Annotated in this window: 26 protein-coding genes; 18 read left to right on the plus strand and 8 right to left on the minus strand. The window is 64.7% G+C overall.

All coding sequences use genetic code 11. From position 1 onward, the window contains the following. Positions 1 to 74: 74 nt before the first annotated feature. Genes AAFG16_RS20165 through AAFG16_RS20180 form a run of 4 tightly spaced genes read left to right on the plus strand, consistent with a single transcriptional unit; the run spans position 75 to position 3916 of the window. Positions 75 to 1277 carry a VWA domain-containing protein gene (locus AAFG16_RS20165; RefSeq protein ID WP_283086024.1) on the plus strand — a complete coding sequence of 401 codons (1203 nt, stop codon included), beginning with the start codon at positions 75 to 77 and terminating at the stop codon, positions 1275 to 1277. Positions 1278 to 1287: 10 nt separating this feature from the next. Beyond that, positions 1288 to 1611 (plus strand): XdhC family protein, encoded by a 324-nt coding sequence (locus tag AAFG16_RS20170; protein WP_008564652.1) that lies wholly within the window; start codon positions 1288 to 1290, stop codon positions 1609 to 1611. A gap of 2 nt (positions 1612 to 1613) precedes the next feature. Beyond that, a complete protein-coding gene (locus AAFG16_RS20175; RefSeq protein WP_283086025.1) occupies positions 1614 to 2315 on the plus strand; it encodes an XdhC family protein in 702 nt (233 codons plus the stop codon). Then, positions 2312 to 3916, plus strand: a complete 1605-nt coding sequence (locus AAFG16_RS20180) for a molybdopterin-binding/glycosyltransferase family 2 protein (RefSeq protein ID WP_283086026.1) — start codon at positions 2312 to 2314, stop codon at positions 3914 to 3916. The genes AAFG16_RS20175 and AAFG16_RS20180 overlap by 4 nt, the downstream gene beginning before the upstream one ends. A 170-nt stretch (positions 3917 to 4086) precedes the next feature. On the opposite strand, the gene AAFG16_RS20185 is transcribed toward AAFG16_RS20180, so the two are convergent. Together AAFG16_RS20185 and AAFG16_RS20190 are read right to left on the minus strand one after the other, a co-directional pair. Continuing rightward, positions 4087 to 4752 carry a hypothetical protein gene (locus tag AAFG16_RS20185; protein ID WP_342740322.1) on the minus strand — a complete coding sequence of 222 codons (666 nt, stop codon included), beginning with the start codon at positions 4750 to 4752 and terminating at the stop codon, positions 4087 to 4089. 344 nt (positions 4753 to 5096) lie between these two features. Further along, the gene (locus AAFG16_RS20190; RefSeq protein WP_342740323.1) at positions 5097 to 5582 is read right to left on the minus strand and encodes an avidin/streptavidin family protein; all 486 of its coding nucleotides are present in this window, start codon (positions 5580 to 5582) and stop codon (positions 5097 to 5099) included. Positions 5583 to 5773: 191 nt separating this feature from the next. On the opposite strand from AAFG16_RS20190, the gene AAFG16_RS20195 reads away from it, so the two are divergent. The 3 genes from AAFG16_RS20195 to adhP all read left to right on the plus strand — a co-directional run bounded on the left by AAFG16_RS20195 (position 5774) and on the right by adhP (position 7800). Beyond that, complete coding sequence (locus tag AAFG16_RS20195) at positions 5774 to 6163, plus strand: DUF4189 domain-containing protein (protein ID WP_283086029.1); 390 nt, start codon at positions 5774 to 5776, stop codon at positions 6161 to 6163. Positions 6164 to 6228: 65 nt separating this feature from the next. Beyond that, a complete protein-coding gene (locus AAFG16_RS20200; RefSeq protein WP_283086030.1) occupies positions 6229 to 6639 on the plus strand; it encodes a DUF2000 family protein in 411 nt (136 codons plus the stop codon). 135 nt (positions 6640 to 6774) lie between these two features. Further along, positions 6775 to 7800 carry an alcohol dehydrogenase AdhP gene (adhP, locus tag AAFG16_RS20205; protein ID WP_283086031.1) on the plus strand — a complete coding sequence of 342 codons (1026 nt, stop codon included), beginning with the start codon at positions 6775 to 6777 and terminating at the stop codon, positions 7798 to 7800. Between the two features lie 67 nt (positions 7801 to 7867). On the opposite strand, the gene AAFG16_RS20210 is transcribed toward adhP, so the two are convergent. The 3 genes from AAFG16_RS20210 to AAFG16_RS20220 are packed head-to-tail and all read right to left on the minus strand — an operon-like array spanning position 7868 to position 9087. Beyond that, on the minus strand, positions 7868 to 8281 hold the full coding sequence (locus tag AAFG16_RS20210; RefSeq protein WP_342740324.1) for a GFA family protein: 414 nt from the start codon (positions 8279 to 8281) through the stop codon (positions 7868 to 7870). A 12-nt stretch (positions 8282 to 8293) separates the two neighbouring features. Further along, a complete protein-coding gene (locus AAFG16_RS20215) occupies positions 8294 to 8755 on the minus strand; it encodes an SRPBCC domain-containing protein (RefSeq protein WP_342740327.1) in 462 nt (153 codons plus the stop codon). Beyond that, positions 8752 to 9087, minus strand: coding sequence for a metalloregulator ArsR/SmtB family transcription factor (locus AAFG16_RS20220; RefSeq protein ID WP_212343221.1), 336 nt, complete (start codon positions 9085 to 9087; stop codon positions 8752 to 8754). Before AAFG16_RS20220 ends, AAFG16_RS20215 begins: the two co-directional genes overlap by 4 nt. A 107-nt stretch (positions 9088 to 9194) precedes the next feature. Here AAFG16_RS20220 and AAFG16_RS20225 point away from each other — a divergent pair, with 107 nt between their 5' ends. From AAFG16_RS20225 to AAFG16_RS20255, 7 genes are all read left to right on the plus strand, one after another. Next, on the plus strand, positions 9195 to 9884 hold the full coding sequence (locus tag AAFG16_RS20225; protein ID WP_283086035.1) for a TetR/AcrR family transcriptional regulator: 690 nt from the start codon (positions 9195 to 9197) through the stop codon (positions 9882 to 9884). After that, the gene (locus AAFG16_RS20230; protein ID WP_283086036.1) at positions 9881 to 10669 is read left to right on the plus strand and encodes an efflux RND transporter periplasmic adaptor subunit; all 789 of its coding nucleotides are present in this window, start codon (positions 9881 to 9883) and stop codon (positions 10667 to 10669) included. The genes AAFG16_RS20225 and AAFG16_RS20230 overlap by 4 nt, the downstream gene beginning before the upstream one ends. Further along, positions 10666 to 11598, plus strand: coding sequence for an ABC transporter ATP-binding protein (locus AAFG16_RS20235; protein ID WP_283086037.1), 933 nt, complete (start codon positions 10666 to 10668; stop codon positions 11596 to 11598). The genes AAFG16_RS20230 and AAFG16_RS20235 overlap by 4 nt, the downstream gene beginning before the upstream one ends. Further along, positions 11595 to 12758: an ABC transporter permease gene (locus AAFG16_RS20240; RefSeq protein ID WP_283086038.1), complete on the plus strand. Its 1164-nt coding sequence runs from the start codon at positions 11595 to 11597 to the stop codon at positions 12756 to 12758. The genes AAFG16_RS20235 and AAFG16_RS20240 overlap by 4 nt, the downstream gene beginning before the upstream one ends. A 108-nt stretch (positions 12759 to 12866) precedes the next feature. Beyond that, the gene (locus tag AAFG16_RS20245; RefSeq protein ID WP_283086925.1) at positions 12867 to 14174 is read left to right on the plus strand and encodes an adenylate/guanylate cyclase domain-containing protein; all 1308 of its coding nucleotides are present in this window, start codon (positions 12867 to 12869) and stop codon (positions 14172 to 14174) included. A gap of 144 nt (positions 14175 to 14318) precedes the next feature. After that, entirely contained in the window at positions 14319 to 14534 is a 216-nt protein-coding gene (locus AAFG16_RS20250) for a hypothetical protein (RefSeq protein WP_283086039.1), read from the plus strand. A gap of 197 nt (positions 14535 to 14731) precedes the next feature. Then, positions 14732 to 15646 (plus strand): PhzF family phenazine biosynthesis protein, encoded by a 915-nt coding sequence (locus AAFG16_RS20255; RefSeq protein ID WP_283086040.1) that lies wholly within the window; start codon positions 14732 to 14734, stop codon positions 15644 to 15646. 114 nt (positions 15647 to 15760) lie between these two features. Here the strand turns inward: AAFG16_RS20255 and AAFG16_RS20260 are convergent, their stop codons facing one another. Together AAFG16_RS20260 and AAFG16_RS20265 are read right to left on the minus strand one after the other, a co-directional pair. Next, positions 15761 to 16222, minus strand: a complete 462-nt coding sequence (locus AAFG16_RS20260; protein ID WP_283086041.1) for a DUF488 domain-containing protein — start codon at positions 16220 to 16222, stop codon at positions 15761 to 15763. Positions 16223 to 16388: 166 nt separating this feature from the next. Continuing rightward, a complete protein-coding gene (locus AAFG16_RS20265) occupies positions 16389 to 17210 on the minus strand; it encodes a DUF72 domain-containing protein (protein WP_283086042.1) in 822 nt (273 codons plus the stop codon). A gap of 114 nt (positions 17211 to 17324) precedes the next feature. On the opposite strand from AAFG16_RS20265, the gene AAFG16_RS20270 reads away from it, so the two are divergent. From AAFG16_RS20270 to AAFG16_RS20285, 4 genes are all read left to right on the plus strand, one after another. Beyond that, a complete protein-coding gene (locus AAFG16_RS20270) occupies positions 17325 to 17717 on the plus strand; it encodes a hypothetical protein (RefSeq protein WP_283086043.1) in 393 nt (130 codons plus the stop codon). A 131-nt stretch (positions 17718 to 17848) separates the two neighbouring features. Beyond that, positions 17849 to 18049: a hypothetical protein gene (locus AAFG16_RS20275; RefSeq protein WP_283086044.1), complete on the plus strand. Its 201-nt coding sequence runs from the start codon at positions 17849 to 17851 to the stop codon at positions 18047 to 18049. A 240-nt stretch (positions 18050 to 18289) separates the two neighbouring features. Then, on the plus strand, positions 18290 to 19423 hold the full coding sequence (locus AAFG16_RS20280; RefSeq protein ID WP_283086045.1) for a glycosyltransferase family 2 protein: 1134 nt from the start codon (positions 18290 to 18292) through the stop codon (positions 19421 to 19423). Positions 19424 to 19429: 6 nt separating this feature from the next. Beyond that, entirely contained in the window at positions 19430 to 20935 is a 1506-nt protein-coding gene (locus tag AAFG16_RS20285) for a glycosyltransferase family 39 protein (protein WP_283086046.1), read from the plus strand. Positions 20936 to 20939: 4 nt separating this feature from the next. Here AAFG16_RS20285 and AAFG16_RS20290 read toward each other — a convergent pair whose 3' ends face one another. Next, positions 20940 to 21968 carry an SDR family oxidoreductase gene (locus AAFG16_RS20290; RefSeq protein ID WP_342740329.1) on the minus strand — a complete coding sequence of 343 codons (1029 nt, stop codon included), beginning with the start codon at positions 21966 to 21968 and terminating at the stop codon, positions 20940 to 20942. Positions 21969 to 21986 lie beyond the last annotated feature (18 nt).

A 21986-nucleotide genomic window follows, 5' to 3' on the forward strand; every position in this document is an offset into this window, starting at 1 on the left:
AGTTGGTGGATGAATGGATTCCGGGCTCGCGACTTCGTCGCGCCCCGGAATGACGAGGGGATGGATACGAAACCATGGCCATCAACCACCTTGCGCCCGAGCAAACCGAGCAGTTCGCCGACAACATCGTCGGCTTCGCCCGCGCGCTGCGCTCTGCCGGCATGCCGGTGGGCCCAGGGGCCGTCATCGATGCGATGAGCGCGCTGCAGGTGATCGACATCGGCAACCGGTCCGACGTCTTCACCACGCTGGAGGCGATCTTCGTCAAGCGCCACGAGCATGCGCAGATCTTCAGGCAGGCCTTCAACCTGTTCTTCCGCGCCTCGGAAGAGTGGAAGCACATGCTGGATTCGGTGCCGCTGCCGGAGCAGGCCAAGAAGAAGCCGCAGGCCGGCGCCCGCCGCGTGCAGGAGGCGATGTCGCAGCCGCGCATGACCGAGACGCCGCAGCACCAGGAGCAGGACCTGCGCCTGTCGGTCTCCGACAAGGAGATCCTTCAGAAGAAGGATTTTGCGCAAATGAGCGCGGCGGAGATCAGCGAGGCGCTGCGCGCGATCGCGCGGATGCACCTGCCGCAGGCCGAGCTCCTGACGCGCCGGCACCAGCGCGATCCGCGCGGGCTGCGTCTCGACCTGCGCCGCACGCTGCGCGCGTCCTTACGCACCGGCGGCGACATCATCGACATCCATCGCTTGGGGCGGATCGAGAAGCCGGCGCCGATCGTCGCGCTGCTCGATATCTCGGGCTCGATGAGCGAGTACACCCGCCTGTTCCTGCACTTCCTCCACGCCATCACCGACGCGCGCAAGCGCGTCTCGGTGTTTCTGTTCGGCACCCGTCTCACCAACGTCACACGGGCGCTGCGCCAGCGCGACCCCGACGAGGCGCTGGCGAGCTGCTCGGCTTCGGTCGAGGACTGGGCCGGCGGCACGCGGATTTCGGCCTCGCTGCACAACTTCAACAAATTGTGGGCGCGGCGCGTGCTGAGCCAGGGCGCCATCGTGCTCCTGATCTCCGACGGGCTGGAGCGGGAGGCCGATTCCAGGCTGGCCTTCGAGATGGACCGGCTGCACCGGTCCTGCCGCCGGTTGATCTGGCTCAACCCGCTGTTGCGCTTCGGCGGCTTCGAAGCCAAGGCCCAGGGCATCAAAATGATGCTCCCGCACGTTGACGAATTCCGCCCGGTACATAATTTGAGTTCGATCCAGGAGCTGATCACGACGCTCTCCCAGCCGCTGCCGCCGCATCACCGCAGCCTGATCCGCTCCGCAGCTTGAGAGGCAACCCATGCTCGATCGCGACGAGGATATTCTGAAGGCGGCGGAGGACTGGCAGAAGGCCGGCCGTGGCGTCGCGCTGGCGACGGTCGTCGAGACCTGGGGCTCGGCCCCGCGCCCGGCAGGCTCGAGCCTCGTCATCAACGATGAGGGCACGTTCTTAGGCTCCGTCTCCGGCGGCTGCGTCGAGGGCGCCGTGGTCACCGAGGCCATGGACGTGATCGAGAGCGGCAAGCCCAAGATGCTGGAGTTCGGCGTCGCCGACGAGACCGCCTGGAACGTCGGTCTGTCCTGCGGCGGCACCATCCGCGTCTTCGTCGAGAAGGTCGGCTAGCCGTGAAGCTCGCGATCCTGCACGAACTCAACGCCGAACGCGCCGCGCGCCGGCCGGCGATTCTGGTGACGGACACCGAGAGCGGCGAGCAGCGCCTGGTCAAGGCCGCAGACTTCGCCAAGGACCCGCTGCGGGCTGAATTGGAAAAGCAGCTTCGCATGGGCAAGAGCGCCAATGTCGAGGCCGGCGGCAAGAAGCTCTTCCTCAACGTCTACGCGCCGACCGCAAAGCTCGTCATCATCGGCGCGGTCCATATCAGCCAGGCCCTGGCGCCGCTGGCGCGCTCGCTCGGCTATGACGTCACCGTCGTCGATCCGCGCACGGCCTTTGCCAGCCCGGAGCGCTTTCCCGACATTCCGCTCGTTGCCGAATGGCCCGACACGGCGCTGCCGCCGCTCAATGTCGATGCCTATACGGCGTTCGTCGCGGTGACGCACGATCCCAAGATCGACGATCCCGCGCTGCTGCACGCCTTCGAGCGCAACTGCTTCTATATCGGCGCGCTCGGCTCGCGGAAGACGCATGCCAAGCGCGGCGACCGGCTGCGGGCGCAGGGCGCCAAGGAAAGCGACATCGCGCGCATCCACGCGCCCATTGGCCTTGCGATCGGCGCGGTCTCGCCGTCCGAGATCGCGGTCGCCATCATGGCCGAGATCACGGCAGTGCTGCGTCTGCCACCAAAAGAAAAAGAAGAAGCGGCATGAAGTTCGGACCGGCGAGCCCCAGAGATGCAATCGGCGGGGTGACCGTCCATACCCTGCGCCAGGGTCCGCTGGTGCTGAAGAAGGGCACGACGATCGGGTCTGCCGAGGTCGAGGCGCTCGAGCGCGCCGGCATCCAGGATATCGTCGTGGTGCGCATGGAGCAGGGCGACGTCTCCGAGGACGTCGCGGCCGCCAGCATTGCGCTTGCCATCGGCGGCGAGGGCATCCATGTCGAGCGCGCCTTCACCGGCCGCGCAAATCTGTTCGCTGCGCAGCCGGGCGTGCTGGTGATCGACCGTGCCGCGGTCGACCGCATCAACAATATCGACGAGGCCATCACCTTTGCCACGCTCACCGCCTACAAGCCGGTGGTCGAGGGCGAGATGGTCGGCACCGTCAAGATCATCCCGTTCGGGGTCGAAGGGACCTTGCGCGATGCCGCGGTGAAGGCCGCCGGCAGGGACGTGCTGAAGATTGCGCCCTATGTCATCAAGCGCGTCGGCGTGGTCTCGACGCTGCTGCCGGGCCTCTCTTCGAAGGTGGTCGACAAGACCCTGCGCGTCACCGCCGAGCGGCTCGCGCCGGCCGGCGCCAGCATCATCGCCGAGCGGCGGGTCCAGCACGACGAACATGCGCTGTCGGTCGCGATCAAGGAATTGCTCGGGCTCGGCGCCGAGCTCGTCATTGTGTTCGGCGCGTCCGCGATCGCCGACCGTCGCGACGTCATTCCGGCGGCCGTGACCGGCATCGGCGGCGAGATCGAGCATTTCGGCATGCCGGTTGATCCCGGCAATCTCTTGCTGATCGCGCGCGCCGGCGGTGTGCCGGTGCTGGGCGCGCCGGGCTGCGCCCGCTCGCCGGTCGAGAATGGGTTTGACTGGGTGCTGATGCGGCTGCTCGCCGGCATCAAGGTGACGCGGTCCGAGCTGATGGGCATGGGCGTCGGCGGCCTCTTGATGGAGATCGTGACGCGCCCGCAGCCGCGCGCCAAGCCCGAGACCGAGGGCAATAGCCAGGTTGCGGCTATCGTGCTCGCGGCGGGCCGCTCGACCCGCATGGGCGGGCCGAACAAGCTGCTCGCCGAGCTCGATGGCAAGAAGCTGGTGCGGATCGCCACCGAGCAGGCGCTGGCATCCAAGGCATCCGAGGTGATCGTCGTCACCGGCCATCAGACCGAGCTGGTCGAGCAGGCGCTGCAGGGCTTGAAGGTGCGCTTCGTCAAGAACCCGGATTTCGCCGGCGGCATCGCGAGCTCGGTCAAGGCCGGCATCGCCGCCGTGCCGGAGACCTGCGACGGCGCAATCGTCTGTCTCGGCGACATGCCGCTGATCGATGCCGGCCTGATCGATCGCCTCATCGACAGTTTTGCCCCGGACCGTGGCAACCTGATCGTCGTGCCCGTCAGCGAAGGCCGCCGCGGCAATCCCGTGCTGTGGTCGCGCCGCTTCTTCAGGGAGTTAATGACGCTCGACGGCGATGTTGGCGCACGGCACCTGATCGCCAAGCACACAGAGGCGGTTGCCGAAGTGCCCGTGGATGGCGAGAGCGCCTTCCTCGACATCGACACGCCGCAGGCGCTGGAAGCGGCACGCCGCGGCTGACGCTGGCGTAGGATGGGCAAAGGCGCGAAGCGCCGTGCCCAACATCTCGTCGCATCGTGATCGCTGACTGGTGGTGGGCACGCTTCCGCCGTCGCTCTTCGAGCTATGGCGGACAAGTCGCTTGCCCACCCTACGGCGCTCCTGATCGCGGAGAGTGGCGTGCGTGTCTGCTACAGGCCGCCCACGACCTTGAGCACCAGGCTTGGAGCAGGTCCCGAAACATCGTGGACTAGCGTTGCCATCATGGCATCGCTTTCGCAGGTGAACGCCTGGCTGAGCGCATAGGTTCGGCCGGTCAGCGTGAAGGCCAGCTTGATGCCGCCGCAGGTGTGCTCCACGCTGGTCTTTTTCGATGAGCGGACCGATTGGAAGAGGTCGTGCAGACCAGTTCCGGCCAGCAGCGGCACTTTCTCACAGGCGTCACAGCCGATCGGGAGCTGCTTGGTCAGTTCAGCCACATCGCTGGGGGCACTGAGAAATGTCTCGGACAGCAGGATCGTCGGCGAAAGCCGGAGCAGGCGCGTCTGCAACAGGCGGATGTCCGGATCGAGATTGAGCTCCTTGGCGCTCTTGACGTACCGGCCGATCTTGTCAACGAGAGCCGGATCCTGAACCTCTTGAAGCCTGACTTCGTTGACGGCATCTGCCGGCGCCAGCACGGCGATCATGGCGGCGTCTTTCGGCGGCTGGGTTGCGACCTGTAGCCGTGTGCTGGTTGCAATGCCGTTCTGGAATTCCTCGTTCTTGTTCGAGAACCTTTCCTTCGGCTGGGCTGCGCTCTTCCAGTCCTTGGCGATCACCGTGACCTGCGCGCCCTTCGGGATTGTCCCGTACACGCAGACGGAAGATGGTCCTCGCCCCGGGCAGAGGTAGGCGTCGCGAAAAGCTCCGCCTTGTTGCTCGGCGGAGCAAACATGTGTCGTCGACAAGATGGCGAGTATGACGAGTGACAAGGACTTCATCACGATCAGGCTTCTCCTCCCGGACTACAGCGGTCAGCCTACTTAGGCGGACGCAATGATGCCAGAGGGGCGGGGCATGCGATGTCGTCGGCAAGCCGCATGCCGTCATCAAAAGGATCGCGGCAGCGAGCGGGGTAGTCAGCCGGCTTCGTCCGCCGCAGCTCTACGACGTCGGCGGACAAGTCGCCAACCTATCCGAAGCTGATCGCGCTGCTCGTCTATTTCTTGGTGTTCGACAGCTTCTCGACGCCGGACTTCAGACTGACGCCTTCCTTCATCAGCAGGGCCTTGTCGCCGCTGTTGAACGTGAACGTGTCAGCGCCCGCGCTGATGCCGTTCCAAGCCACCGTTTCGGCCAGCGACAGATACCACAATCCCTGGAATCCCGCCGAATTGTTCAACTGCCCGGTCCAGACGGTGGTCGAGCCGCAGCCGACGAAATTCACCGAGAAGCTGATCGCGGTGCCGGTGTTGCCGTAGACAAGCCAACCGGTCACGCCTTGCGGCTTGCCCTCATCGCAGCTGTTCGCCGCGTTGTTGATGTAGGTCCCTGCGATTGCGCCCGTGCTCTGGTTGAAGCTGGTGATGGCCAGTGTCGAGCCGTACTGGTTGGTCCAGGTCCAGTTCACGCTCTGCGCCTGCGCCGATCCGATCAGGCACGCCGATACAAGTAGTCCCAACAGCATTCCTTTGCCGTGACGCATGGTCGTTTCCTCCGGATCTCTGATTGGAGCTGATAATCTGCGACTACCTTAAATGATGCGATTGAATAATACAACTAAAAGATGTATAGAGCGGTTTGTTCGTCCGCGCGGCTTTTCAACCACCCGTTCACCAAGTGGAAACGACCGCCGCTTAGAGTCCCCTCCACCTGCCTTGGGGGGAGGGGCTTTCCATGACTTCAAATGCCGTCGCGCGCCGTTGCGCGATGTTTTTCTTTGCGCTGTCGGTTTGTGTCGCGGGCGCTCGCCACGTCACGGATGCGCACGCGGCCGGCGCCATTGCGGTCGGCAAGTGCGGCGCCTATGGCCAGGCCTATGATTACGGCGCCGAGCACGAAGCGCGCGCCGCGGCGCAGAAGCAGTGCAAGGGCGATTGCACAACGGTGACGATGAAGCGCGCCTGCGCTGCGATGTCGGTCGATATGACCAACCCCTGCGGCGCCTATGGCTACGCCGTCAAGCCGAAGATCGCCGCCTCGCTCAATGCCGCCACGCGCGAATGCTACAAATACGGCGGCAAGGAATGCGTGATCCGCGCCTGGGCCTGCGACGCCAAGGGCTGATTCCTCTTGCTGTCGTTCCGGGGCGATGCGTAGCATCGAGCCCGGAATGACAGCCGAGGAAGCATATGCAGTTCGACACCAAGATCGCCGTCGTGATCCGTACCGACCTTCAGGCCTGGCAGAAGCTCAACGTCGCGTCCTTTCTCACCAGCGGCATCGCAGCTGCGTTTCCCGAATGTATCGGCGATCCCTATGAGGACGCTTCAAGCACGAAATATCTGCCGCTGATCGGCCAGCCGATCCTGATCTACGGCGCCGACGGCCCCGCGCTGTCGCGGGCACTCGACCGCGCGCTGACGCGCAATGTGAAGCCGGCGGTCTATACCGAGGACATGTTCAAGACCACGCATGACGCCGCCAATCGTGAGGCGGTGAGGGCCGTGGCGCGCACCGATCTCAACCTCGTCGGGATCGCGATGCGCGCCGAGCGCAAGGTGATCGACAAGATCGTCGATGGCTTGAAGTTCCATAACTGACGTGACGTCCACTTAGCCTTCACGTCCCTGTCATCATGCTATCCGCGCCACATAAAGTTGCGCCGTTTGACTCCGATCAAGGGCACGCCGCGCGGCATCGCTAGTCTGCCCTTCGTATTGCAACGGAGCAGACAGATGCCGACCATGAAAGCCGCCATCGTCAAACAATTCGGCAAACCGCTGGTGATCGAGGACGTGCCGGTGCCGCAGCCCGGCCCCGGCGAGGTCCTGGTCAAGGTGAAAGCGTGCGGCGTCTGCCACACCGACCTGCACGCTGCCGCCGGCGACTGGCCGGTGAAGCCGGCACCGCCCTTCATTCCCGGCCATGAGGCCGCCGGCATCGTCGCCGCGCTCGGGCCCGGCGTGAAAAATCTGAAGATCGGCGATGCCGTCGGCGTCGCCTGGCTGCACGATGCGTGCATGGCTTGCGAATATTGCCAGACCGGCTGGGAGACGCTGTGCGAGCACCAGCACAACACCGGCTACAGCGTGAACGGCGGGTTTGCCGAATACGTCATCGCCTCGGCCGCCTTCGCCGCCAAGCTGCCGGCGACGATCGACTTCGCTGCCATCGCGCCGATCCTCTGCGCCGGCGTCACCACCTACAAGGGACTGAAGGAGACCGACGCGCGGCCCGGCGAGTGGGTCGCGATCTCAGGCGTCGGCGGGCTTGGTCATGTCGCGATCCAGTACGCCAAGGCGATGGGGTTCAAGATCGCCGCCATCGATATCGCCGAGGACAAGCTTGCGCTCGCACGCGAGTCTGGTGCGGATCTCGCGGTCAACGCGCTTGAAGCCGATGCCGTGGACAAGGTGCTGACGGCGACCGGAGGAGGGGCCCACGGCGTGCTGGTGACGGCGGTCTCGACCGCGGCGTTCGCGCAGGCGCTGAAGATGGTGCGCCGCAAGGGCACCGTCAGCCTCGTCGGCTTGCCGCCGGGCGAATTCCCGACGCCGATCTTCGACGTCGTGCTCAAGCGCATCACCGTGCGCGGCTCCATCGTCGGCACGAGGCGCGATCTCGACGAAGCCATCGCCTTCGCCGCCGACGGCAAGGTCAAGGCCGAGGTGACGAAGGTGCCGCTTGCGCAAATCAACGACGTCTTCGATCGGATGAAGGCCGGCAAGATCGACGGCCGCATGGTGCTGGATTTTGCCTAAAGCGTTTTCGAGCGAAGTGGATACCGGTTCGGGTAAAGAAAACGCGTCAAAACAGGAATCTGGCGCCTCAGCCCGGCGGCATGCCTGCGAATGTTGGCAAGTTGGGATCGAGGCGATCCCAATCATGGGCGCGCGCGGCGTAAGTCACGGCTTGCGGCTTGTAGCGGGCCGGCTCGTCGAGGCTAGCGGCGCGGATCGTGAAGATCTCGGGCATGGCGGCGAAGGTCATGTAGACCGGCAGGCCGCACTGCGGACAGAAGCCGCGCGTCTTCACATTGCCGCTGTCGCCGACCATGTCCCAGTGCTTCGCCTCGCCGGTCAGCGTGACACCGGCGCGCGCGAAGTTCGCGTACGAGCCGTGTCCGCTGCCGCTTTCGCGCTGGCAGTCCCGGCACTGGCAGTGATTGCTGAAGAGGGGATCACCGATGATCGAATAGCGGATCGCGCCGCAGGCGCAGCCGCCGGTAAAGGGCTTTGTCATCGCGATAACTCCTCACTTCTCGCCGCTGATCTCATCGAGCTGGCGAACAACCTTCTTCCAGCCGCCGCTCATGACCGTGTAGGCCGACTCGTTCCTCGGCAGGACGAAGCCGGCATGAACGAGCCGGATCCGCGTGCCGGCCTCGACCGGGGTGAGGGACCACGTCACGACGGTGTCGAGCGGCGCGCCGTAGCCGATGTTGCGCGCATCGCCGCCCTTCCAGGCGTAGACGAGGCGGCGGTTCACCACGACTTCGAGAACGCGGCAATGGATGACGCCATCCCAATTGCCGCCCGGGGTGGTCTGGAACGTAAAGGCCTTGCCTTCGACCGCTTCGAAGCCGGTCGGCTGCATCAGCCAGCGCGCGATCAATTGCGCATTGGTCAGCACCTTCCAGACGGTCTCCGGCGCATGAGGGAGCACCTCGTCGATGACGATGTCCTTGGTCTCGGCTTGCAACGCGGCTGCATTCACGGGTCGATCTCCTTCAAGAGGTCACGCAGGTTCTGGAAGCGCTCGCGCCAGAACACGCCGTAATGGTCCATCCAGGTGACCAGCGGCTCCAGTCCTTGCGGCGCGGCGCGGTAATAGACGTTGCGGCCCTCGGCGCGCTCGGCGACGAGGCCGGCCTGCTTGAGCGACTTCAGGTGCTGCGAGACGGCTCCCTGCGTGACGCCACTGCCGCGCGTCAGCTCGGCGACGCTGATCTCCTTGCTCTCGAACACACGCTCGAACACGGCGCGGCGGGTCGGATCGGCGAGGGCGCGCATCACGGTGGTGACGGGATTTGGGGCGGCTTCGATCATGACAGTTCAATTAGCAAATGCTAATGCATTAGTCAATGCTAATTTGTTTGCTGAATAGAGCCCGTCCCTGACTTGACTATGACTGACTAGTCAGTCATAAATTGAAGATGCCCAAGAAGTCGACCAAAGCCTCCATGCCGCCGGCAGCTCGCGCCAACGCGAACGTCCCGGTAGCGAGCGAGGAGGGACCTGCCTCGAACCGTGCCACACGCGCGGCGGAGCGGCGCGCGGCGATCGTGGAGGCCGCGATGGAGGAGTTCATCGCGCGCGGCTTCGCGGCGACGCGGCTCGACGACATTGCCAAGCGCGCCGGTGTCGCCAAGGGCACGATCTACCTGCACTTCAAGGACAAGGAATCGATGTTCGAGGAGCTGGTACGCATCGTCATCGTGCCTGTGGTGGCGCGATTGGCCGAATTGCCGCCGCCAGCGGGCTCGGTGCGCGATCTCGTCGAGGCCTTCGCCCGCAACTTCCTGAAGGAAGTGATCGGCACGAGGCGCGGCGATCTGGTGCGCCTGATCGTGGCGGAGGGGCCGCGCTTTCCCTCCGTCGCCGATTTCTACTACCGCGAGGTCGTCTCGCGCGGCATCGCCACGATGCGCACCCTGATCGAGCTCGGCATCGCTCGCGGCGAGATCCGGGAGAAGGACCTTGCGCGCTATCCGCAGATCCTGGTCGCGCCGGCGATGATCGCGGTGATCTGGCAGAGCCTGTTTGCGCGGCACGCGCCGCTCGATGCGCAGGACATGCTGCGCGTCCATCTCGATTTGATTTTTGGCGAACGGAGGACGACATGAGGTCGTCGCGGGTATTTTTGACATTTGCATTGGCCCTCGTGCTCGGAACCGGCCTCGCCGGCTGTAATGAGAAGCGCGATCCCGGCTTCCAGGGTTGGGTCGAGGCCGACATGATCTTCGTCAGCCCGGATGAGGCGGGCCGGGTGACGAAGCTGAACGTGCGCGAGGGCGACGAGGTCAAGGTTGGCGATCACCTCTATTCGGTCGATGACGATCTCCAGCTCGCCGACCTCAACCAGAACAAGGCGACGCTGGCGAATGCGCAGCAGACCTATGATCGCGCGGCCTCGCTGAGCAAGACCGGATCGGGCACGCAGGCCAATCTCGACTCCGCGGTGTCGGCCTTGCGCGTTGCCGAGGCGCGGGTGGCGACGTCGGAGACGCGGATGGCGCGGCGCAAGGGCTTTGCGCCGGTCGCCGGCACCATCCAGCAGATCTATTTTCGTGAGGGCGAGATGGTGGCGGCACAGCGACCGGTGCTGTCGATCATGCCGCCCGGTAACATGAAGCTGCGCTTCTTCGTGCCGGAGACCGAGCTGCCGAAGCTTACGATCGGCGACACGGTGCGGATCGCCTGCGACAATTGCGCCGCCGATCTCACCGCCAAGATCTACTTCATCGCGACCTCGGCGGAATACACCCCGCCCGTCATCTACAGCCTCGAGGAGCGCAACAAGCTGGTCTATCTGATCCAGGCGCGGCCCTCGCGTCCCGACGCCTTGCGCGTCGGCCAGCCGATCAACGTCTATCTCAACCCCAAGACGCCGGTGGCGGACAAGCGATGAACGGCAATAGCGACATCGCGATCGACGTCAAGGGCCTCACCAAATCGTTCGGCGGGCGTGAGGTCGTGCACGATCTGTCCATGCAGGTGAAGCGCGGCTCGATCTACGGCTTCCTCGGGCCGAACGGGTCGGGCAAGACCACGACCATCCGCATCCTCTGCGGCCTGCTGACGCCCGACAGCGGCGAGGGCACCTGCCTCGGCTACGACATCCTTAAGGACGCTGAGAAGATCAAGCGCCAGGTCGGCTACATGACGCAGCGCTTCAGCCTGTATCAGGACCTCTCGGTGCGCGAGAACCTCGAATTTGTTGCGCGGCTCTATGGCCTTGCCGATGCGCGCGGCGCCGCGCGCGACATGATCAAGCGGCTCGGGCTCTCGGGGCGCGAGGAGCAGCTCGCGGGCGAGCTCTCAGGCGGCTGGAAGCAGCGGCTGGCGCTGGGTGCATGCACGCTGCCCAATCCGAAGCTGCTACTGCTGGACGAGCCGACCGCCGGCGTCGATCCCAAGGCCCGGCGCGATTTCTGGAACGAGATCCACGCGCTCGCGGCAGAAGGGCTCACCGTGCTGGTCTCGACCCACTACATGGACGAAGCCGAGCGCTGCCACGAGATTGCCTACATCGCCTACGGCCATTTGCTGACCCATGGCACGGTCGAGGAGGTGATCGCGGGATCCGCGCTCTCGACCTACACCGTCACCGGCGAGGACCTGAACGGCCTCACGGCCGAACTCACCGGCAAGCCCGGCATCGACATGGTGGCGCCGTTCGGCACCTCGTTGCACGTCTCGGGGCGCGACGTCGCCGCGCTCGAAGCCAGCATCGCGCCCTGGCGCGAGAAAAGCGGCCTGCACTGGCACAAATCCTCGCCCTCGCTCGAAGACGTCTTCATCGAGCTGATGAGCCGCTCCAAGGACAATTTCCAATGAGCGCTGCCGATCAAGCCGCACCACGGCACGAAATCCGCGAACGCTTCGGCTTCTGGAAGCGCTCCTACGCGATGCTGATCAAGGAGTTCATCCAGCTGAGGCGCGACCGCGTCTCGTTCGCGATGATCGTGATGCTGCCGGTGATGCAGCTTCTGTTGTTCGGCTATGCCATCAACACCACGCCGCACCATCTGCCGAGCGCAGTGCTGCTCCAGGAGGATTCCGATCTTGCCCGCTCGATCCTGAAGGCGCTGGAGAACACTGCCTATTTCCGCTTCATCTACGAGGTGCACGACGTCGACGATTTCGACAATCTGCTGAAATCCGGCAAAGTGCTATTCGGGGTCGAGATCCCGCGCGGTTTCGAGCGGGCGGTGCGGCGCGGCGACAAGCCGGCGCTGCTGGTCGCGGCCGACGCCACCGACCCCGTGGCGGCCAGCTCCGCGCTCGGCTCGCTCGGCAAGGTGGTGCAGACCGCGCTCGCGCACGATCTCTACATCGGCGATCCCCCGGAGATGCCGTTCGAGATCCGAGCGCATGCCCGCTACAATCCGGCAGCGGCCTCCAGCCTCAACATCGTGCCGGGCCTCGTCGGTACCATCCTCACCATGACCATGCTGATCTTCACCGCGCTGTCGGTCACGCGCGAGGTCGAGCGCGGCACCATGGAAAGCCTGTTGTCGATGCCGATCAAGCCGGTCGAGGTGATGTTCGGCAAGATCATCCCTTACGTGCTGGTCGGCTTCGTCCAGGCCTTCCTCATCATCGGCATCGGCGTGCTCCTGTTCGGCGTGCCCGTGCTCGGCAATCTGTTCCTGCTGGCGCTGCTCTCGACGCTGTTCATCACCACCAATCTCGCGATCGGCTACACGATCTCGACCGTGGTGCAGAACCAGCTCCAGGCCATGCAGATGTCGATGATGTTCTTCCTGCCGAGCATCCTGCTGTCCGGCTTCATGTTCCCGTTCGCGGGCATGCCGGCCTGGGCGCAATATCTCGGCGAAGGCCTGCCGCTGACGCATTATTTGCGCATCGTCCGCGCCATCATGCTGAAGGGCGCGACCATGCAGAACCTGCGGTTCGACGCCCTGGCGCTGGCGGCCCTGATGCTGCTCGCCATGGTCATCGCCGTGACGCGCTTCCGCCGCACGCTGGATTGAGGCAAACTGTTCCCGATGTCATTCCGGAGCGATGCGATAGCATCGAGCCCGGAATCTCGAGATTGCGGGTTCACGCTTGCGCGCGGCCCGGAACGAGCAGGGGGAATGATGGCGAGGTTTGCGAGCAGGAAGGCGCGGCAGCATGCCGTGCTCTCGGAGGATTTCGAGCGCGAGCTGACGCGGGAGGTGCTGCGCACCGAGCTGTTGCGGGTGCGGACACTGATCATCACCGGCTGCGTTATGGTCTTGTTCCTCACCTCGACCTTCCTGATCGACCCTGCTCTCGTGAACCGAGTCTGGCGCGGGACAGAGGGCCTCGTCCGCGAATACATCCTTTTAGGAGGCTTCATCCTCTTCGAAGCCTGGGTTCACGGCCAGATCAGGCGAAACCTGAAGCTCGATCGCGACCTCCCGGTGATCAGGCGCTATGTCGGCGCCTTCATCGAAACGTCGCTGCCGACGATCATCCTGATCCTGCAGATCCGCAGCATGGGCGCTGGGCCCGCGCTCGGTTTCGTGCTGCCGCTGGTCTATTTCATCTTCGTCATTCTTTCGACGCTGCGGCTCGATTTCTGGCTGTCGACCTTCACGGGATTTGTGGCTGGAGCCCAGCTCCTGGCTGTCGCGCTGTATTACAATTCGGTGAACGACGCCGGCGAGCCCCTGATCTACTTCCACGCAGTGCGCAGCACGGTCATCCTGATCTGCGGCGTGCTTGCGGGCTCCGTCGGCGCGCAGCTCCGCCGCCAGTTTGCCGCGAGCATCGCAGCGGCCACCGCGCGCGACCGCGTGACGAACCTGTTCGGCCAGCACGTGTCCCCGCAAGTTGTGGAGCGGCTGATGGCAACGGGAACTACTGCGAGTGGTGACGTCCGCCGCGTCGCCGTGATGTTCGTGGATTTCCGCGGCTTCACCGCCGGTGCGCAGTCGCGCACGCCGCAGGAGGTGGTCGACCGGCTCGACGGCGCCTTCGCCGTGCTGGTCGACATCCTCGACCGCGAGGGTGGCATCGTGAACAAGTTTCTCGGTGACGGCTTTCTCGCCCTGTTCGGTGCGCCGCTGGAGGCCTCGGATGCCGCGCATCGCGCGGTCGCGGCCGGCCGCGAGATGCTGACCGCGATGGACCGCATCAATGCAGAGACGAGCTGGCCGCTGCGGATCGGCATCGGCATCCATTTCGGCGAGGTCGTCGCCGGCAATATCGGCTCGCCCCGGCGCAAGGAATACACTGTGATCGGCGACACCGTGAACTTCGCCTCGCGGCTGGAGGCGCTGAACAAGGAGTTCGGCTCGCAGCTGTTGATCTCCGCATCCGTGCGCGAGGCGCTCGGCGATGACGGCAAGGACGCCGTCGCGCTCGGCGAAGTCGAGGTGCGCGGCTACGAGCAGAAGGTCGCGGTGTATCAACTGGGGTAGCGCGACTTCAAATGTCAGTCGCGTTTCGTTGAAGCGGATCGCGTTCCGTTGAAGGCGCGTGATGAAATATCCTTGGTAGCCTTCGGGTCTTGCACAGTGAAAGCCGAAACATCTCGGCTTTCACTTGTCATCCGGAGAAAGCCAATGACCCGATTGTCTCTTGTTGCGACCGCTCTGATCGCTGCCGCCGTCTACCAGACCCAGGCCGCTGCGGCGCGCGACGTCGCCCCACGGCGCGCCGCGACCCAGGCGACGGCGGACTGCGTCAGGGCTCCGGCAGAAGGCTCGTATGCTTCTGCGCCCTACAGGCAGCCGCCGTGCCTGCCGAACGCGGCGTACACCTACGCGTATCCGTACTAGCGATCACGACGGACGAGGCCGGGCTGGCGGACTCTGCCAGCCCGGCCTCGCGAACGGTTGCGCCTTCGTCTACCAACGCGTCATTCGCCATTGCTCCGATTGCTCCGAATTTTGGGGCATGACGGACGATGTCGCCGGCCTGTAGACTGCCGCGCGATGCGGCCGGTCGTGGCCGCGACTTGCATGGGGAAGTGACGATGCAGCGCCGCTACATCACCGTCGACGTGTTCACCGACCGCGCCTTCGGCGGCAACCAGCTCGCCGTGGTGCTCGATGCCGGCGGGCTTTCGACCACGCAGATGCAGGCGATCGCGACCGAGTTCAACTATTCCGAGACGACCTTCGTGCTGCCGCCGCGCGACAAGGCCAATGACGCCGAGGTGCGCATCTTCACGCCGGTGCAGGAGATCGCCTTTGCCGGCCATCCCAATGTCGGCACCGCCTTCGTGCTGGCCTCGATGGCGAAAGAGCCGAAGCTGCGGCTACTGTTCGAGGAGAAGGCCGGGCTCGTACCTGTCAAGATCGTGCGGGATCAGGGCCGGGTGATCAGGACCGAACTCACCGCGCCGCAGTCTCTGGCGCGGCATGCGCCGCTGTCTCCCGCTGAAGCGGCCAGCTGCATTTCGCTTGGCGCAGATGACATCAAGATCGACAACCACGCACCGCATGTCGTTACCGTCGGAAACGCGTTCCTGGTGATGGAGCTGCATTCGCGCGAGGCGCTCAAGCGGGCCCGGCCCGATGCTGTGGCCTACGGCAAGGTCTTGCCGCGCGACGGTGCCCGCTCGGTGTGGTTCTATACGCGCGACGTGCCGCCAGCGGAGGCGCCTTGCGAGCGGCAGGCGCGGATGTTCATGCGCGGCGCCTCCGGGCTCGTCGAGGACCCCGCCACCGGCAGCGCCACGGTCGCCGCCGCGGCGCTGTTCGCCGATCTCGATCCCGCGCGTGACGGTGAACTGAAGCTCACTGTCGGCCAGGGCTTTGACATGGGCCGGCCCAGCATCCTCCAGACGTGCGTGCGCAAGCAGGGCGGCAAGATCGTCTCCGCCCATGTCGGCGGCAGCTGCGTGCAGATGATGGAGGGGACGTTCAAGCTGGCGGGGGAGGGCTGAATCGTCATTCCGGGGCGCGACGAAGTCGCGAGCCCGGAATCCATTCTTCCACCTGCGCTGCCGCTCAATGGATTCCGGGCTCGCGCTACGCGCGCCCCGGAATGACGGCAACAGCTACACCTGCCGTCCCGCCAAATTTTTCACCGCCACGCCATCGCGCTCCTCGATGATCTCCGCGATCATCTGGCGGTGGCAGTGGGTGTGATCGCGCTCGTAGCAGAGCAGGCACACGGGACCTGCCTTCTTCACCAGCGCCGAAAGCTCGTCCATCGCTTCCTTGGCTTCGGGCGCCTTCAGGTGCCTCGAGAAGACTTTCTCCAGCACGTCATATTGGCCGCTGCGCGCGGCAAGCCGCCCTTCCTTCGGCGTGCCGAGGGCTGCGAGATGGACATAGGCGATGCCGCGTTCGTCCAAGCCGGCGGCGAGCTGCTTCTTGGAAAAGCCCGGCCGGCGCGACGACGTCACCGCGCGCACGTCGACCACGAGCTTGACGCCGGCCTGCTCCAGCTCGTCCAGCACCGCCTTGGGCGGCGTCTGCTCATAGCCGATGGTGAAGAGCTTCTTCGCCTTTGCCATGAGACACCTCAGGTCACGACACGGGAGGTCGTCATGCCCGGGCTTGTCCCGGGCATCCACGTTCTTCGTGCCGCGCAGCTAGGCGTGGATGGCCGGGACAAGCCCGGCCATGACGATGTGAAAGCTTTCGTGGCCTTAACTGAGAGTGTCATAGGCGGTAGCCCGCTCAGCTCACCCGCGCGATCAGTTCCATGGCGCCGTGCGGCGCGCGCACCTTGCCCTCGTGGATGACATAGGCGAACACGTCGCGCGGCTCCTTGTTCGGCTTGGCCTTGTCAACCTTTGGCAGGTCGTCGGGTTCACTGCCGGAGGCCCACGCCTGAAAGCGCTCGGCCCAGGCATCGAGCTGTTTCGGCGGATAGCAGGTCTTGATCTCGTCATCGCCTTTTTGCAGCCGCGCATAGACGAAGTCGCTGGCGACATCGGCGATCGCCGGATATTTGCCGTGCTCGGCGAACACAACCGGCGTCTCGAACTCGCGGATCAGCGCGATGAAATCCGGCGTGCAGAAACTGTCGTGGCGGACCTCGACGACATGGCGCAGCGCACGGCCGTCGAGCTTGCGCGGCAGCAGCTCGAGGAACTTGCCGAAGTCGGCGCCGTCGAACTTCTTCGTCGGCGCGAACTGCCAGAGTGCCGGCCCGAGCCGGTCGCCGAGCTCCAGCACGCCGGAATCGTAGAACCGTTTGATGGAGTCGCCGGCGTCAGCGAGCACGCGGCGATTGGTGGCGAAGCGCGGTCCCTTCACGGAGAATACGAATCCGTCGGGGACTTCGCTCGCCCATTTGCGAAAGCTCTCCGGCTTCTGCGAGCCGTAATAGGTGCCGTTGATCTCGATCGAGGTCAGCTTCGAGGCGGCGTAAGACAGCTCCTTCGCCTGCGTCAGCTTCTCCGGGTAGAACACGCCGCGCCAGGGCTCGAAGGTCCAACCGCCGATGCCGATGAAGATGTTGCCGGATTTTTTGGACGCGGTTTTTGCTTTGGCCACGGGAGGGATCTCGCAACGACGGGGAGGGACCTCATCTTAATCAAACCAGATGTGATTGGCCAGTTGCCGCCTCCGGTCTAAGCTTGCGAGGTGACCCGCGAAAAGGAGAACAAGATGCGGATGCTGGTGGTGGGAGCGGCGCTCGTCATGATGACATCTGCTGCCATGATATCTTCCGCCATCGCGGATGACGACGATGCCAAGAACGACGCCAAGAGCGCACAGAAGCTCGCCCAGCAGGGTCGCGACGATTACTGGCATTGTCTGGCGCGAGAATATTCGCGCGACAGCAATCAGGGCCTGTCGGAACAGGATTTTGGCCGCTCGGTTGCAGGCGCCTGTCCGTCGGAGCGTCAATACTACCGGGTGGCGCTGCTCGACTATCTCACCACGCAATATCCCAACATCGATTCCGGCGCCCATCTCGCCACCGCGAACAGGGCGGTCGAGTCGGCGCAGAAGGACATCGTGACGGCCTTCGTCAAGCGCCGAGCGCCGGCGAAGTAGGGGAATGGCAAATGGCCAATAGGGGCAGGCCTTCCTCTTTCGCTCCTCGCTATTCGCTACTCGCCCGGGGCCTTTCGGTGCAGCGCGCATCCGTGGTATCACTCGCGGCATCCGGAACAGGGAAGGTTTCCATGTCGTCTGAGTCGGTGGGGGGCATTCTGGGCGCGATCGTCGCGGCGATCGTGCTTGCGGTCGCCGTCGTCCTCGGGCCAATCGGCCAGTACGGCAAGCCGCCCAAGCCGGCGAAGGTCGAGCCTGCCCCGGCGGCACCCGCAGCCCCCGCCGCGCCCGCGCCGCGCGGGCCGGTGATCAAGGAAGTCCCCAACCAATAGGGCCGAAAATCGACCTTTCGCCCCTTGCGAAGCGGGTTTGCCGTTCCTATTTAGTTTCTAACGGCGACGTTGAGCGAAAACTCCGGCGCTGGGACGACCTTGGAATAGCTTGGGCCTGCGCCGGATGTACGCGCGGTCCGCCGTTCCGGGGTCGTTGGCATTTTAGGGCCCCTTTTGGCCCGTTCCCCAGAAAAAACCCCGGCTTGGCAGCGCAGGACGCGGCGGATATACGCTGCCGTCATGAATGAAGCGATCAGACCGGGCACCGACAGCCCGCCGCAGGCTCACGAAGGCCCGGAACTGTCGGTCATCGTCCCGACCTTCAACGAGCGCGACAACGTCACGGTGCTGTACCGACGGCTGGAGGCGACCCTCGCCAACGTCGTCTGGGAGGTCGTGTTCGTCGACGACAATTCGCCCGACGGCACCTGGGACGTCGTGCGCGCGCTGGCTCAGCGCGACAGCCGCGTGCGCTGCGTCCGGCGCATCGGCCGCCGTGGCCTGTCCGGGGCCTGCATTGAGGGTATCCTGGCCTCCAGCGCGCCCTATGTGGCCGTGATCGACGCCGACCTCCAGCACGACGAGACGCAACTGCCGAAGATGCTGTTGCTGCTCGCGAGCGACCAGGCCGATCTGGTCGTCGGCAGCCGCTACATCGAGGGCTACAAGAGCGAAGGCTTCAACAAGCAGCGTGCCGGCGCCAGCGCGCTGGCGACCGAGGTCGCAAAGAAGGTGCTGCGGGTCGAGATCGCCGATCCCATGAGTGGTTTCTTCATGGTTCGCCGCGAACGTTTCGAGGAGCTCGCGCCGAAGCTGTCGGTGCACGGCTTCAAGATCCTGCTCGACCTCGTCGCGAGCGCGAATGGCAGCTTGCGAGCCGTTGAAATTCCCTACACGTTCGGTGAGCGCCAGCACGGCGAGAGCAAGCTCGATTCCATGGTCGCGTTGGATTTTCTCGGCCTGGTGCTGGCCAAGTTCACCAACGATGCTGTCTCGCTGCGCTTCATCCTGTTCGCGATGGTCGGCGGCATCGGCCTCGTGGTGCATCTCACCACGCTGTTCATCGCCCTTGAACTGTTCAGGGCGCCGTTCGCGGAGGCGCAGGCCGCGGGCGCCATCGTCGCCATGACCAGCAACTTCGTCCTCAACAACTTCCTCACCTATCGCGACCAGCGGCTGAAGGGCTTTGCGCTGCTGCGCGGTCTGATCGCGTTCTACATCGTGTGCAGCGTCGGCCTGCTCGCCAATGTCGGTGTCGCGTTCTCGGTCTACGACCAGGAGCCGATCTGGTGGCTGGCCGGCATGGCCGGTGCACTGATGGGCGTGGTGTGGAACTACGCGATGTCCGGGCTGTTCGTCTGGCGCAAGAAATAGCGCACGATGGGCGGGGCTGACGCGCGGATCGTCCGCAACACCGCGCTGGTGATCGTCGCGCTGGTCGCCTTGCGGCTGGTCGCGGCCGCGTTCACGCCAATCACCTTCGACGAAGCCTACTACTGGATGTGGTCGAAGAGCCTCGCGGGCGGCTATTATGATCACCCGCCGATGGTCGCCTACGTCATCCGCGCCGGCACCATGATCGCCGGCGATACCGAGCTGGGCGTCCGTCTGGTGTCGATCCTGCTCGCGCTGCCGATGAGCTATGCGATCTATCGCACCGCCGCGATCCTGTTCGGCGGGGCGCGGGTGGCGGCGACCAGCGCCATCCTGCTCAACGTGACCATGATGGCGTCCGTCGGCACGCTGATCGTGACGCCGGATGCGCCGCTGCTGGTGGCCTCCAGCTTCGTGCTGTTCTTCCTCGCAAAAGTGCTGGAGACCGGGCGCGGCGTCTGGTGGCTTGCGGTCGGTGCCGCGGTCGGCGCGGCGCTGCTGTCTAAGTACACCGCGATGTTCTTTGGCGCCGCGATCCTGATCTGGCTTGCGGCGGTACCGAAGCTCCGGCGCTGGTTCCTCTCGCCCTGGCCCTATCTCGGCGGGCTCGTTGCGCTGGCGCTGTTCTCGCCGGTGATCCTCTGGAATGCCGACCATCATTGGGTCTCGTTCGCAAAGCAGCTCGGCCGCGCCAGGATCGAGGACTTCCGCCCGGTCTTCATCGCCGAGCTGATCCCGACCCAGATCGCATTCGCAACCCCGCTGGTCTTCATCCTCGGCGCGATGGGGCTGCATGCGCTGACCTGGCACCGGGCCGGCGCGCTGGCCTCGCGCGTGCTGATCGAGACGATGTTCTGGACCATCGTCGTCTATTTCGTCTGGCACTCGCTGCACGCCCGCGTCGAGGCCAACTGGTTCGCGCCGGTCTATCCGCCCTTCGTCGTTGCCGCGGCGGCCGCTGCCAATCTCGTGCAGTGGCAGCCGCGCCAGCGGCGCCTCGTCGATTTCTGCCTGCGCTGGGCCGCGCCCGCCGGCATCGTGATGTTCGCCGCGCTGATCGTGCAGGCCAACACCGGCTGGCTTTCCGGTTATCGCCGCGATGCGACCGTGCGCAGTGTCGGCGTCGGCTGGCGCGAGCTTGCTAACGAGGTCGAGGCGTTGCGCGTGCGCACCGGCGCGACCTGCGTGCTTGCGCCGGACTACGGCACGACCGGCTGGCTCGCCTTCTACCTGCCGCGCGGCACCTGCGTGGCGCAGCAGAACCAGCGCATCCGCTGGGTCAACATGGGCGAGCCCGATCCGAAGCTCCTGGCCGGCAAGCTGCTCTTTGTCGACGAGCTGCGCGAAGGCGACCATCCCGCCCTCAAGGACCTGTTCGCGCAGGTGACGCAGGTCGCGCAGTTGCAGCGCAAGCGCGGACCGCTCGTCGTCGAAACCTACGGCATCGATCTGCTCGAAGGCGCCAGGGGCGACGTGCTGGACCGCTCGCCGCCGCCTGAACTTGTGCCTTGAGCGATCACAAGATCTTGCCGTTGATCGACAATTCCTTGATTCTTTTTTCCCAGTCGATCAGGGAACGATACCATCCCAGTGTATGGGTCGTGGGATCGTCGCCACTGACCGTGCCCCGCTCCAAAGCCTGTTTTATCTCCACGATCCCTTCGTGCACGCGGGAGGACGGATCGAATTTCAGGCGTTGGGTGATCTTGGCGAAAGACAAATTATAGGTTCGCTTGTCCGTCGCATCCGGGATCGTGTGGGTGACGATGTTGGGGATGATGTCTTTGACGAAGTTCGCGAGCTGCTTGATCTGATAATTGAGATCGTCGCCGCCGACGTTGAACGTCTCACCTGACACGACCGATGCTTCGCTCTCGATGCCCATGATCAGGGCGCGGCAGACGTCGTGAACGTGGATGAACGGCCGCCACTGCTCGCCGCCGCCCATGACGTAGATCACTCGCTCCTTCCAGGCGCGCAGCGTCATGACGTTGATGGCGAGGTCGAAGCGCATGCGCGGGGCGAGGCCAAACACGGTGCTGTTGCGCAGGATGACCGTTTCGAACGTGCCGCCTTGCAGCTTGCGCAGCTCGTCCTCGACGTGAAGCTTGCTTTCGGCATACAGCGTCTGCGGACGGCAGGCGGCATGCTCGTTCAGCGAGACTTCCTGGCCGTGACCGTAGACCGATGCCGAGCTCGAATAGACATAGCGGCGAACGCCGGCCCGTTTGGCCGCGCGTGCCAGACGAACGCCACCCTGGTGGTTGATCGAGACCGTCAGTTCGGGGTCGATTTCGGCGGAGGCGTCGTTGCTCAGTCCGGCCAGATCGATGACGGCGTCCATGCCCTCGAACTGCTGGGGGTCCACGGTGCGGATGTCTTCGACGAGCATCTTGATGTTTGGGTGCGAAGCCGCCTGCGTGAAGCGATCCCGGCCGAAAAAACATCGATCAAGCGCAGTCACCGAATAACCCTTCTGGGCCAGCATCTGGCAGAGGGGAATGCCGATATATCCACCCGCTCCAGTGACGAGAACTTTCTGCATGTCTTAGACTTCCATGTT

This window comes from Bradyrhizobium sp. B117 (assembly GCF_038969555.1).
In the GTDB taxonomy this organism is placed as follows: domain Bacteria; phylum Pseudomonadota; class Alphaproteobacteria; order Rhizobiales; family Xanthobacteraceae; genus Bradyrhizobium.

Coding starts and splice junctions, on each gene's coding strand:
- AAFG16_RS20180 (WP_283086026.1), top strand. CDS start 2,312: ATGAAGTTCGGACCGGCGAGCCCCAGAGATGCAATCGGCGGGGTGACC.
- AAFG16_RS20195 (WP_283086029.1), top strand. CDS start 5,774: ATGACTTCAAATGCCGTCGCGCGCCGTTGCGCGATGTTTTTCTTTGCG.
- AAFG16_RS20220 (WP_212343221.1), bottom strand. CDS start 9,087: ATGATCGAAGCCGCCCCAAATCCCGTCACCACCGTGATGCGCGCCCTC.
- AAFG16_RS20210 (WP_342740324.1), bottom strand. CDS start 8,281: ATGACAAAGCCCTTTACCGGCGGCTGCGCCTGCGGCGCGATCCGCTAT.
- AAFG16_RS20255 (WP_283086040.1), top strand. CDS start 14,732: ATGCAGCGCCGCTACATCACCGTCGACGTGTTCACCGACCGCGCCTTC.
- AAFG16_RS20280 (WP_283086045.1), top strand. CDS start 18,290: ATGAATGAAGCGATCAGACCGGGCACCGACAGCCCGCCGCAGGCTCAC.
- AAFG16_RS20230 (WP_283086036.1), top strand. CDS start 9,881: ATGAGGTCGTCGCGGGTATTTTTGACATTTGCATTGGCCCTCGTGCTC.
- AAFG16_RS20245 (WP_283086925.1), top strand. CDS start 12,867: ATGGCGAGGTTTGCGAGCAGGAAGGCGCGGCAGCATGCCGTGCTCTCG.
- adhP (WP_283086031.1), top strand. CDS start 6,775: ATGCCGACCATGAAAGCCGCCATCGTCAAACAATTCGGCAAACCGCTG.
- AAFG16_RS20260 (WP_283086041.1), bottom strand. CDS start 16,222: ATGGCAAAGGCGAAGAAGCTCTTCACCATCGGCTATGAGCAGACGCCG.
- AAFG16_RS20165 (WP_283086024.1), top strand. CDS start 75: ATGGCCATCAACCACCTTGCGCCCGAGCAAACCGAGCAGTTCGCCGAC.
- AAFG16_RS20285 (WP_283086046.1), top strand. CDS start 19,430: ATGGGCGGGGCTGACGCGCGGATCGTCCGCAACACCGCGCTGGTGATC.
- AAFG16_RS20235 (WP_283086037.1), top strand. CDS start 10,666: ATGAACGGCAATAGCGACATCGCGATCGACGTCAAGGGCCTCACCAAA.
- AAFG16_RS20170 (WP_008564652.1), top strand. CDS start 1,288: ATGCTCGATCGCGACGAGGATATTCTGAAGGCGGCGGAGGACTGGCAG.
- AAFG16_RS20190 (WP_342740323.1), bottom strand. CDS start 5,582: ATGCGTCACGGCAAAGGAATGCTGTTGGGACTACTTGTATCGGCGTGC.
- AAFG16_RS20240 (WP_283086038.1), top strand. CDS start 11,595: ATGAGCGCTGCCGATCAAGCCGCACCACGGCACGAAATCCGCGAACGC.
- AAFG16_RS20225 (WP_283086035.1), top strand. CDS start 9,195: ATGCCCAAGAAGTCGACCAAAGCCTCCATGCCGCCGGCAGCTCGCGCC.
- AAFG16_RS20270 (WP_283086043.1), top strand. CDS start 17,325: ATGCGGATGCTGGTGGTGGGAGCGGCGCTCGTCATGATGACATCTGCT.
- AAFG16_RS20200 (WP_283086030.1), top strand. CDS start 6,229: ATGCAGTTCGACACCAAGATCGCCGTCGTGATCCGTACCGACCTTCAG.
- AAFG16_RS20275 (WP_283086044.1), top strand. CDS start 17,849: ATGTCGTCTGAGTCGGTGGGGGGCATTCTGGGCGCGATCGTCGCGGCG.
- AAFG16_RS20290 (WP_342740329.1), bottom strand. CDS start 21,968: ATGCAGAAAGTTCTCGTCACTGGAGCGGGTGGATATATCGGCATTCCC.
- AAFG16_RS20250 (WP_283086039.1), top strand. CDS start 14,319: ATGACCCGATTGTCTCTTGTTGCGACCGCTCTGATCGCTGCCGCCGTC.